Source organism: Bacteroidia bacterium (assembly GCA_025056095.1).
Taxonomy (GTDB): Bacteria; Bacteroidota; Bacteroidia; order JANWVE01; family JANWVE01; genus JANWVE01.
Window position 1 is genome coordinate 1 of the sequence record JANWVW010000082.1, and the last position, 10,985, is coordinate 10,985.

Genomic DNA, 10,985 nt, shown 5'->3' on the forward strand with positions numbered 1-10,985 from the left:
TGGATGAGGTAAATAAGGTCAAGTTGAGGGTATTGAGGGAGTGTTATTCAATTGCGTGAGGGGCATGGAGCATGCCGATAGGCAGTGCGCAGCGTTAGCGGAGCACCGAAGCGAAGCGTAGTGCGGAATGCCCCGACCCTTGCGCTAGCAAGGGGCACGCCCAAAAAATTAACTTTTCAAAAAATTAGACCTAAAAGAAATTTTACACCATGATGATAATAGCACTGAATAAACAAACTCTAAGTCCAAGCAAAATCAAGAATTGCCCACTATTGCGTAGTAAATGGGCATTCCTATTGTGATATTGAAAGGAAACGTTAAACCTAATGCCATAGGGATATACAACCCTGGATCTGACTTTGGAACAGCTATTCGCATAGCCGCAGGTACTGCAATGTAAGAAGCACTTGCCGCTAAAACCGCAAACATAAACCGATTGCCTACATTTTGACTAATCAGACCGCTAAGTGCAGCTACACTACATCCATTTACAAGCGGAACCAGAATCGCAAACAAACTTAAAAATAAACCATGTGCCTGAAAAGCTCTAAATCGCCTTGCTGTAACCATTCCCATTTCTAACAAAAAAATAGACAAAAAACCTTTGAAAATATCAGTAGTAAAAGGTTTAATCCCTTCTGCCTGCTTTGTATCTGCCACTAAACCAATGACTAAACTACCAAGAATTAACAACACACTACCATTGACAAAAGAGTGTGTAACAATTTCTCGCATATTTGATTTTTTTTCGGTTACATGACTATACTTTCTAATCAAAATGACACCTACTATAATTGCAGGGGATTCCATCAACGCCATCACAGCAATCATGTACCCATTAAAATTTACTTGCTGCATTTCAAGAAAAGACACCGCTGACACAAAAGTTACTGCACTTACAGAGCCATACGATGCCGCAATTGCACCTGAATTATAGGCGTCCATTTTGCGTTTGAGAATAAAAAAAGTGTATATCGGAATAATTGAAGAAATGGCAATTCCAAAAAGTATGCAAAAAATAATCTCAAAACTGAATACGCTATGCGCTAGCTCTTGTCCACCTTTGAAGCCAATCGCAAATAAAAGGTACAAAGAAATGAACTTACTTGAAGTAGCAGGAATTTCTAAATCACTTTTTACTAACGCAGCAATAATTCCAAGCAAGAAAAATAACAGAGTAGGATTAGTGAGATTAGAAAATAAAATTTCAAAATTCATACGAACTTGGTAGAACTTTATGCAATTAAGCAAAAAAATAAAAAAGTGTCTAAATTCAAGTTGTGTGAGTTTAAGATTAAGCTTTTTGTGTAAAAAAGTTTGGATAAATAAAAGAGATTGTCTAACTTTGTCAAAACTTTTGAAGATACATGAAAAAAATTGCAGTTGCTGTTATTGTTACAGTAGTAGCATGCAGCAGTGTTTTGGCGCAGCTGGTTCAAGGTGAAGAAAGTATATTCAGTAAGCTGGCAAAAGAAGTTGAGTTTATGCAAATTGGCGACAAAGCACCCGATTTTGTAACAATAAGTCAAGAAGGTAATAGCATCAGTTTAAGAAATTACAAAGGCAAAAAAAATGTACTTTTAATGTTTTATAGCCATGCCATATACAGTAATCCCACTAGTCCTATACGTACGGAATCCATTAACCGCATATTAGGATTAGTTCAAAGAGCATGGGCTTTAGATAACAAGAAAGTAGAAGTAATTGTAATTACACCTGACAGTAGAGAACAAATTCAGTCTATGGTAGAAGAAACAGGCGCAAAAATCACCTTCTGCCATGATAGAGGAAATTGCATTGTAAATATGTACAAAAGTGCATATAAAGTACCTAAAAATCACCCAGAAATAGAGAATTTGAAAAGTGCAGGCATAGAACTTCATCAAAACATAAATACAGATTACTACACAATTCCTGTACCTGTGGTATATCTTATTGGCGAAGATGGTAGAGTAAGGGCAGTATTCAGCAACTCGGACATGATTCGCTATATTGCAAAAATGAGCGATGCCGAAAAATTAGAACTCTATTCATGGAATTATTTAGAAAACAAAATGAAAGAAGAGTACACCGCACAGTAGTTTGTTTTGCTTGCCACTCTTTAAGTTTTATTTACTATCATTAACAAATCTCCACTGTTATAGCTAATTTGAACAAGTCCATCTTCTAAAACTTCGTTACTGTTTCCGTTTCTATACCCCAAAATGAGCTTTTCATTCAAAAGCGGGTATTTGAGATTCTTAGTAACGATACCCTCTACTACGCCTAAGGGAATTAGAGAAATAATTGTACCTTTTGCAAAGTAGCTTTCAAAATGCTTAGGCAAAGGAAAACAGATAGAATAATCATCATACAATACGATTTTTTGAAAAACGTTGCTCAATCGCGCTATACTTGCTACGTTATTGAGGGTGTGGTCTAACCTCTTACCTGTTGCCCAAAGAATATGAACCTGCTGAAAACCTTGTTCTTGCAACCAAGCTAACGCTTTTTCTAAATCTGTGTAATTTTGGTCTGGAGTATGTACTAGTTTAAGGTTTGGATATTCAAGTAGAAATGCGTGCGTGTTTAAGTTGTGGTCAAAATCTCCTAGCCAGATATCAGGAAGTATGTTGTACTGTCTTACATACTGCATAGCACCATCAAGAACAAGTTTAATAGACGCAGGGTAAGTTTTTAACAAGTTTTGTGTTAGCTCTTGGGAACAAGGTAGTCCATTAGCAAGCACTATAGCCGTCCATTTAGACATAAGTTCTTTCTTTCCAAGTAAAAGTAGGTCGCAAACTTACTAATCCTGCCCATATTACGTACACAAGTTGAAAGAGTTGAGCTACCGCAAAAATTAAAATGTACTTTGTTGAAGTGCATTTAAAGAATTGCATCATTTGTCCGATTATGCTCCATTCCGCAAGTAACTTAACTACCCATAAAAATAACGCAAAATATAATATTGTGGGATTCCAAAAACAAGATAAAGTACTGATAAACAGCATCAAGTAAAAAAGATAAATTAAGATTAGCTGAAAAATCAAACTTTTACGCTGATAGTGAGTAGCTTTGGAGACCCACCTTTTTCGCTGCTGTAAAAAATCCCTAAACGTAGATTGCGCAGGTGTAAAAACTATACTTTTGTAATCTTTGCAAAATACGATACTTTGAGGATTATTAAAATACGTGTGTATTTTATGCATCAATAGTTCGTCATCGCCTGAAGCTAAATGTAAGCTTCCTGCATAGCCATTTACTTTATGAAAAGCATCTTTTCTGTAGGCAATATTAGCGCCATTACATAGATTAGGTTGGTTGAAATAAATAGCTCCTGCTCCAATTCCTACTAAACCCATGAGTTCTATTTGCTGTATAGTTTCAAAAAGTGTTTTAGATTCCAATAAAACAGGTCCAGATACAAATTGTGTTTCTGGACCAAAGCAAGACAAAATTGTATGTAGCCACTCTTTTTGCATAACACAATCCGCATCGGTAGTAACGATAATTTCATGTTTTGCATGAGCTATTCCGTATTCAATTGCATGTTTTTTACCGTGTTTGCATTTTGGCAAAGCAAGATACTCAACCTTACCAAGGTAAGGTTGAATAGTTTGATATAAGTTATCGTTGCTATGATCATCTACTATCAGAATTTGGACAGGTATATTGATTTTGGATTGGCTTAAAAGACAAGGTAATAGGCGCCGCACGGCAGCGGCGTCATTGCGGACAGGTACAATTATAGTAGCACCTTTGACAGAAATAGGTTTTAGCTGAGTTTGAATAGATTTTAATCCTATGGCATGGCGAGTCATAAAAAAAACATAGTACCCCGCTAGGATACAAGCTAACACATAAAAAGCGAATTCAAAAAGCATATTTTTATTTTACCCATTTGGGAGGTGTCCAGTACCACCCTTTCTCGGATTGTGTCCAATGTCCAGGTTGGTATTTTTTACCTTTTTTTCCTTTTACCCACCTTCCTTTCACCCACTTGTAACTTTGTGTTTTACTGTTCCACTTCCAATATCCATCTACCCAAAATGTATTTTTAGGTTGCTTAGGTTTGACTTCTTCCTTTGGTACAGGAGGAGCGACAGATATGTAAGTAATTTTGGATTCTTTGGATTTTTTTTGTGCATACACTGGAGTGTAGTATAGTGTAGCACTCAAGACTAAAAATAAGGTAGCTGTCAAATAGTGTTTCATACAAGTTCAAAATTAGAAAAAAATTATCAAAGGCAATCGCATCAACAGTAATCAGGTCAGGACACAATAAGCTAAGTATTTAAAATTTTATGCAATAATCTTTGTACGATTAGTCCTTGCACTGTATCGTTCGTGCCCACTCCTTTAGCGCTTAGTTCTGCTTCAAAAATTGCTTCCAAAATTTGACCCAACTTATCTTTGCCGTAATGCTTAGCTGCGGCAACATAATCCTTAGCAGCAAAAGTAGGTAAGCCTAAAATTTCAGCGGCTTTTTTCTCATCGTAAACTTGGTGCGCATGTAATCGCCAAACTTTGTCAAAAAAGTAAAATACGTTAGATACAATTACTACCGTAGGAAAATCTTTTTCATTGCGAACAAAATACTGTAAAATAGTATATGCTTTTTGTCTATTCTTTTGTGCAATAGCGGAAAGAAACTCAAATAAGTTAAACTCTCTATCAATACCCATGTACTCACTTATTTCTTTTTCCGTAATTTCACTAAATTCTGTACAGTTTAGGGCTAATTTATCTAGTTCTTTATCTATGGCAGTCAAGTCATTTCCCATTTGAATGGCTATCATCTGTGTAGCTTTTGCGGAGAGGTTGAGCCCTTTGGTTTTAGCATGTTCTACAATCCACTGTGGAACTTGGTATTCATATAGGCGTTTAGACTCAAAACAAACTCCTTTTTGGCGAATAGATTTAGCGTATTTTTTAGTTTCAAACTTCTCTATTCTTTCTTTATAGCAAAAACAAAGAACAGTGCTGTTTTGTGGATTTTCAAAATAAGGTATTAGTTTATCTAACTCTTTTTGCATTTTTTGGGCTTCTCTTATTACAACTAACTGGTAGTTTGACATCATAGGATATCGTTTGGCAATAGCTGCCAGCTTATCCGCAGTTAGTTCGTTTCCATATAAGATGGAAAGGTTAAAATCTCTTTCATGAGGTTGTAAAACATGAGTTAAAAGTAAGTTTTCTATTTGGTCAATAAAAAAGCTTTCCTCTCCATACAAAAAGTAAATCGGATAAAACTTTTTCTCTTTAATTTGTGTAACAAGTGTTTGCAAAGTAATCTCACTTGTTGTTTTTGCTTTTGCCATTACTCTTTATGTTCTAATGCATATTGTTTCAACAGAGAAGATATTTTGTAACGGTCATCGCATAAATCATTGTAAACTGCTTGTAAAACTTCATATACTTCACGATAGCCTATTTTTTTAGCCCATTCGAAAGGACCAAAAGGATAGTTTACGCCTAATTTCATTCCTAAATCAATGTCTTGGATAGTGGCTGTACCTTCCTGCAAGGTAAAAAAAGCCTCGTTAATAATCATGCAGACCACACGCGGAGTAACCATACCTACCCGATCATCTACTATGGAAACTTTTCTGTTGAGCAGTTCCGCAAGATTAAACCATGTATCTCTATCTGAACGGTCTGAAACTGTACACTCTATTATGGGTCTATCTATAAAAGTGGGCATGCAGTTCATGCCTAATAAGGCACATTTAACAGTACCTACACGGTTAATTTCTCTTTGAAGAGTAGTTTTTACCGCAGAAATGATAACAGGTTTATTAACAAGAGGTGCATAGTATAATAAATGCTGAGGAGTGTTTTCATAATTGAGATCAAAAATTGCATTATATAAGGTTAAATCTTCGTTTGGCAGTTGAGTTTCGCTGATTCGTATAACCTCGTGTAAATTACCGAAAGCAGATTCAAATTCTTTTACTCTTCTGTCTGTTCCAATAACTGCAATTTTCATATTTACTTAATTTTTTGGTATAACTTGACCCACGATGTATAGAACCTCTATACTTGGATCCGTATTGGCTGTGATGGTAATAGATTTGTTGACAATACCTGGTTTTCCTGTACTGTTGTAAATTACATGTATTTTGCCTTCTCCACCGGGTGGAATTGGTGCTTTGGGAAAATCTGCAACTGTACATCCGCACGAAGATTGGGCATTAGTAATTTGCAACGGGCTTTTTCCTACATTTTTGAACTTAAAATCAAATTCTCTTTTTTCGCCTTCTTTAATTTGACCCATATCATACTGCTTAGTTGCCCAAAGAATCTTAGGGCGCATTTCTTCTATGCGTTTTAAGGATTCTTCACGGGCTTTTTGAGGGTCTTTCACTGATTTATTGGGTTGGCAAGCCACTATACCGATCAAGGTTATGATTATTACAGATAATGCTTTCAAGTGCATAGCACTATTGCTGATTTTTTACTTTCTCCATCAATTCTTCAATATCCATAAGTAGTCCTTCGGCTTTTTCTTTGGTTTCTCGAACTAATTCTCGCGCAAGATGCTTACCTTCATTAGCTAGCTGCTCTTCTTCGCTCTTCAGCTTGTTGATGTATTCTTTTAGCCGCTCGAAAGCATTTTGAAGCTGAAAGATAAGCTTTTCTCGAGTGTTTTTACCCTTGTCAGGGGCAAACAGGATGCCTATGGCTAAGCCTATCCCCAAACCTAATAAAAATGAACCTGTATTTTTTGTCATAGTTTTTTCTTGCTTTCAGTTATACTGCCTTTTCCAACCTTGTGAATTCTTTTATTGCTTTGCAAATATACAAGAATTTTATCTAATATTCCGTTAATAAATTTATGGCTTTCGTCAGGATTTGCATATAACTTGGCAATCTCCATATATTCATTCAAACTGACTTTTACAGGAATTTCAGGAAAATGTAGCCATTCAGTAACACACAAAATCATCAACACCTGTTCCACTCTACTGACCCTTTGCCAGTCCCAATTTTTAAGAAATTGAGAGATAATTTCTATATTCTCATTAGCATATTTTAGTGCGTCATAATACAACTGATGAAGCATAATGTAATCTTCGTGGTCTTTACCCTTTTCCATTATTTTTTTTAGATACAACAAGTAATGGTCATCTTCTTCAGCTTCTTCTGTGGTTTTAGAAGGTATAGTTTTAGCGTACTGAGTTGTATTTAACCAATACAAATTAGGCTCTACCTGATTGACCAAAGTTGCATAAACCATGTTGAACGCTACTATTCTTACCCTACGCTTTCGTATAATTGTTGATGAATCACTGCTCATAGCGCAATATTAACATTATGCTACATGCTGTAAGCTATGACAACTTAAAAACTTTTACGATTCTACACTCACTCTATCCCATTTAATTTATCAAACTTGCTGTATTTCCCTCAAATCCACAGGGACTACTTTACTTACACCTGATTCTGCCATTGTTACGCCGTAAATTACAGGGATATAGGACATTGTACGCTTGTTGTGCGTTACAATAATAAACTGTGAATTTTGACTAAATTTTTGAATGAGTTGATTGAATTTATCTATGTTGGCATCGTCTAAGGGCGCGTCAACTTCGTCAAATATACAGAAGGGAGCAGGTTTTAGTAAGTAAATAGCAAATAAAAGTGCTGTGGCAGTAAGTGCTTTTTCCCCACCTGAAAGTTGGTTGATACTTTGTGGCTTTTTACCTTTTGGTTTAGCAATAATGTTAATTTTACTTTCTAATGGAAACATTGGGTCCTCTAATACAAGGTCGCAGTCATCACCTTCGGAAAAAAGACTTCTAAATACTTGAATAAAATTATTTCGAATACGCTCAAAACAGTCTAAAAATTGATTTTTAGCAGTTTCATCAATTTCATCAATAGTTTTAAGCAGGTCCTGTTTAGCTTGAATAAGATCATCTCGTTGCTGGGCAATAAAGTCATAACGTTTTTTGACCTCTTCATAGGCTTGCATAGCTGCGTGATTTATGTCTGTGGTGCGCGATAAGCGTTCTTTGAGCTGTTGTAGTTCTAGCTCTATTTTAGCTTTCATAACATCATCATCAATAGAACGATAACGTTCAGGAGGTAGCTGCAAAATATTGTTGGCAGCTTTTTTCATATTCTCAAACTCCTGCATAATATCAAGGTCAAATTCTATTTTGATGCGTTCTTTTACATTATTGACCTGCGTTTGAATTTCCACAATCCGCTGCTGGAACTCGCTTTTAATTTTAGCCGCAATATCTTTTTGATGCCGTTTTTCTTTAATGTGCTTTTCTTGCTCTAAAATGGCATTTTTTTCAGAGAAAAATAGGCGCTCTTGCTCATTCAGTTCGTTTTCTAAGGTATCCCTCTCAATGTACAAAGATTTAAGATCTTCTTCGCCCTCTACACGAGTGTTTTGAAGTAATTCTATTTGTACTTGAATTTCTTGTATAGTTTGTTCGTTTCTTTGGATACTTTGCTCTAAATGTTGAATTTGTGTAGTTAAATTTTGAATGTCCTTTTCTTTGTTTTGAATGAGATGTTTTTGCTGTAAATGTTGAATATGAATGTTATTATACTGTTGTAAAGCATCTTGGTGTTGTTTTTGAATTTCTTCGTATTCTTGTTGAGCTTGTTGATAGGCATCCAAAGCAAGGTCTAAGGCAATTTTAAGTTCAGGTAAGGCAAGCTCTAACTCCTGTATTTCCTCTTGTAAAGATTTTTTTTGAATTTGCAAAGCTTGCTTTCTATCTTTATTTTGAGCAATGATATTCAAAAATTCCTCATGGCGTGTTTTGAAACGGTTGATTTCATTGAGTTTATGTTGATACTCTTGATTAGCAGTGCGAATTTCTTGTCCATAATGAGTATGTTGAAGTTGTTTAAGTTTATCTTGTAAAACAGTAATTTGTTGTGAAATAAAGTTGACCTCATCTTTTAGAGATTGAATTTCTGTGGCAAGCCTTTTTACTTCTTGCTCTCTGCCAATACGTTTGCCCTCTAATACACTTACTGCACCTCCACGTACGTGAAAGGTTCTTTGTATTACTTTGCCTGAAAGTGTTACAAATACATGCTTAGACTGCTGAATATGTTCATAGTACAAAGCTTCATCAGGAACAATATACACATCTTTGAGCAGATAGTACAACAAATCTTGATAAACGGCTTCGGTTTTAACTACGCTAAAAGCAGGAATAGCATCAGGAATATTTTCAAGGTTAATGATAGTATTTTTAGGTAAATCTTTGAGAGAAAAGAACCCTGCTTTACCTTGTTCTTTTTCTTGCAGCAGTTGAATAGACTGCCAAATAAAGGACTTATTAGGTACAATGTAGTAGTTGAGATATTGAGCAAGGACATTTTCTAATGCTGCTTTGTAGGGAGGTTCTACGTGTATTATTTCGCTTAATAAAGGGCAGTGCACAAGGTGAGTAGCATTTTTTTTGAGAAATTTGACACTTTCAGGAAAGCCTTCAAGGTTATCAATCATACTTTTAAGTAGGTGGTATTCGCTCGTTTTTGCGTCTAATTCTCTCTGTTTTTGATAGATAACCTGCTGCTTTTGATAAATTTCTTGTTCAAGTTTAGTTTTTTGGGTGTTTAACTCATCTTCTTTGCGATATAACTCTTGAATGCGATTTTTGTAAAATTCTAATTCTTGTTCTAGTTCTATCAATTTTTCAGTAAAAGAAGATATTTCTTCCTCTTTTTCTGTATTTGCTGTTTCTAAACGAGAGATTTCTGTATCTATGGTTTTGAGTTCTACTTTGGCAATTTCAATGCGTTTTTCTATGTCTTGGATTTGGCTACGCGCAGTTTCTTGTTGCTGCTGGGTGTATTGAACTTGGTTTTTAGCTGTATCCACTTGTAGTTTTAATTGAATAGTAACTTGCTGCTGATTGATCAATTCTTGCTCAATTTGTTCCAATTGGATATTGTAGGAAATGAGGTCTTCTTGTGCAGCTTGTAGCTGGTTTTGGGCAAGCTCAATTTGGTGTTTATACTCGTCATTTTGAAGTAAATATCGCCTTTGGTCTATGTGGAGTTGATTGAGCCGCTGCTGGTCTAATTTGCGATCATTTTCTTTTTGAAGAATAAGATTGCGTAAATCTGATACTTGCTTTCGGGTAGCGAGTAAATCTTGCTCTTTTTCTAGTAAAATAAGCTTTTGTTGCTCTAATGCTGCTTCTAATTGAGCAATTTCTGTTTCAATCGAAGTAATTTTATCTGTTTCAAGCTCTTGTTTTTTTAAGATTTCAGCTAATTTTAGGTCTAATTCAATGAATTTATGTAGAGCTAATCGGATACTTAATTCTTTGTAACGTTCTTTTTGTTCGTAGTACTGTTTAGTTTTAGCCGCTTGGCGCTCTAATTGCTTCATATTTTGTTCAATCTCTGCGAGAATATCTTCCACGCGGATCAAGTCTTGTTCGGTATCTGAAAGTTTTTTCAAAGTCTCTTTACGGCGCACCTTGTATTTAGCTACGCCTGCGGCTTCTTCAAACATGGTTTTGCGGGCATTTTCTTTGTCTTCTAAAATATCTTTGACCATGTTAAGCTCTATGATAGAGTAGCTATCTGTGCCTATACCTGTGTCTAAAAAAAGATGATGTATGTCTTTCAGCCGACATGGGACACCGTTGAGGTAGTATTCACTTTCACCTGAACGGTAGAGTTTGCGAGTAATAGATACTGTAGAATATTCCATGGGCAGCAGACCTCTGTTATTTTCAAAAGTGATAGTAGCTTCTGCAAGCGAAACCATTTTACGGTTCTTTGTACCATTAAAAATAACGTCGGTCATGTTTTCTACGCGTAGTACGCGTGTGCGTTGTTCGCCTAATACCCAGCGTATAGCATCTACGATGTTAGATTTGCCACAGCCATTAGGACCTACAATTCCTGTAACGCCTTGGTCAAAATGAATACTAAGCTTATCAGCAAAGGTTTTAAAACCTTGAACTTGTAAACTTTTTAATAACACAATGCAAAAATAATATGAATTTTGC

Annotated in this window: 12 protein-coding genes; 2 read left to right on the forward strand and 10 right to left on the reverse strand. The window is 35.6% G+C overall.

The genetic code is table 11. The features are described from left to right. The first annotated feature begins 84 nt into the window (after window positions 1–84). Entirely contained in the window at window positions 85–213 is a 129-nt protein-coding gene (locus tag NZ519_07450) for a hypothetical protein (protein MCS7028590.1), read from the forward strand. A 42-nt stretch (window positions 214–255) separates the two neighbouring features. On the opposite strand, the gene NZ519_07455 is transcribed toward NZ519_07450, so the two are convergent. Continuing rightward, window positions 256–1,218: a sodium-dependent bicarbonate transport family permease gene (locus NZ519_07455; GenBank protein ID MCS7028591.1), complete on the reverse strand. Its 963-nt coding sequence runs from the start codon at window positions 1,216–1,218 to the stop codon at window positions 256–258. A 149-nt stretch (window positions 1,219–1,367) separates the two neighbouring features. On the opposite strand from NZ519_07455, the gene NZ519_07460 reads away from it, so the two are divergent. Next, the gene (locus NZ519_07460) at window positions 1,368–2,081 is read left to right on the forward strand and encodes a peroxiredoxin family protein (GenBank protein ID MCS7028592.1); all 714 of its coding nucleotides are present in this window, start codon (window positions 1,368–1,370) and stop codon (window positions 2,079–2,081) included. 20 nt (window positions 2,082–2,101) lie between these two features. Here the strand turns inward: NZ519_07460 and NZ519_07465 are convergent, their stop codons facing one another. The 9 genes from NZ519_07465 to smc all read right to left on the reverse strand — a co-directional run bounded on the left by NZ519_07465 (window position 2,102) and on the right by smc (window position 10,960). Further along, window positions 2,102–2,749: a thiamine diphosphokinase gene (locus NZ519_07465; protein ID MCS7028593.1), complete on the reverse strand. Its 648-nt coding sequence runs from the start codon at window positions 2,747–2,749 to the stop codon at window positions 2,102–2,104. Next, window positions 2,742–3,842 (reverse strand): glycosyltransferase, encoded by a 1,101-nt coding sequence (locus NZ519_07470; GenBank protein MCS7028594.1) that lies wholly within the window; start codon window positions 3,840–3,842, stop codon window positions 2,742–2,744. Before NZ519_07470 ends, NZ519_07465 begins: the two co-directional genes overlap by 8 nt. Before the next feature lie 28 nt (window positions 3,843–3,870). Further along, a complete protein-coding gene (locus NZ519_07475) occupies window positions 3,871–4,197 on the reverse strand; it encodes a hypothetical protein (protein MCS7028595.1) in 327 nt (108 codons plus the stop codon). Window positions 4,198–4,268: 71 nt separating this feature from the next. Next, window positions 4,269–5,303 (reverse strand): DNA polymerase III subunit delta, encoded by a 1,035-nt coding sequence (gene holA, locus NZ519_07480; protein ID MCS7028596.1) that lies wholly within the window; start codon window positions 5,301–5,303, stop codon window positions 4,269–4,271. Beyond that, the gene (locus NZ519_07485) at window positions 5,303–5,971 is read right to left on the reverse strand and encodes a 3-hydroxyacyl-CoA dehydrogenase family protein (GenBank protein MCS7028597.1); all 669 of its coding nucleotides are present in this window, start codon (window positions 5,969–5,971) and stop codon (window positions 5,303–5,305) included. The genes holA and NZ519_07485 overlap by 1 nt, the downstream gene beginning before the upstream one ends. Before the next feature lie 6 nt (window positions 5,972–5,977). Next, on the reverse strand, window positions 5,978–6,415 hold the full coding sequence (locus NZ519_07490; protein ID MCS7028598.1) for a DUF1573 domain-containing protein: 438 nt from the start codon (window positions 6,413–6,415) through the stop codon (window positions 5,978–5,980). A 10-nt stretch (window positions 6,416–6,425) separates the two neighbouring features. Then, on the reverse strand, window positions 6,426–6,716 hold the full coding sequence (locus NZ519_07495; GenBank protein ID MCS7028599.1) for a YtxH domain-containing protein: 291 nt from the start codon (window positions 6,714–6,716) through the stop codon (window positions 6,426–6,428). Then, the gene (gene nusB, locus NZ519_07500) at window positions 6,713–7,282 is read right to left on the reverse strand and encodes a transcription antitermination factor NusB (protein MCS7028600.1); all 570 of its coding nucleotides are present in this window, start codon (window positions 7,280–7,282) and stop codon (window positions 6,713–6,715) included. Before nusB ends, NZ519_07495 begins: the two co-directional genes overlap by 4 nt. 90 nt (window positions 7,283–7,372) lie before the next feature. Then, window positions 7,373–10,960 carry a chromosome segregation protein SMC gene (smc, locus tag NZ519_07505; protein MCS7028601.1) on the reverse strand — a complete coding sequence of 1,196 codons (3,588 nt, stop codon included), beginning with the start codon at window positions 10,958–10,960 and terminating at the stop codon, window positions 7,373–7,375. Between the last annotated feature and the right edge of the window lie 25 nt (window positions 10,961–10,985).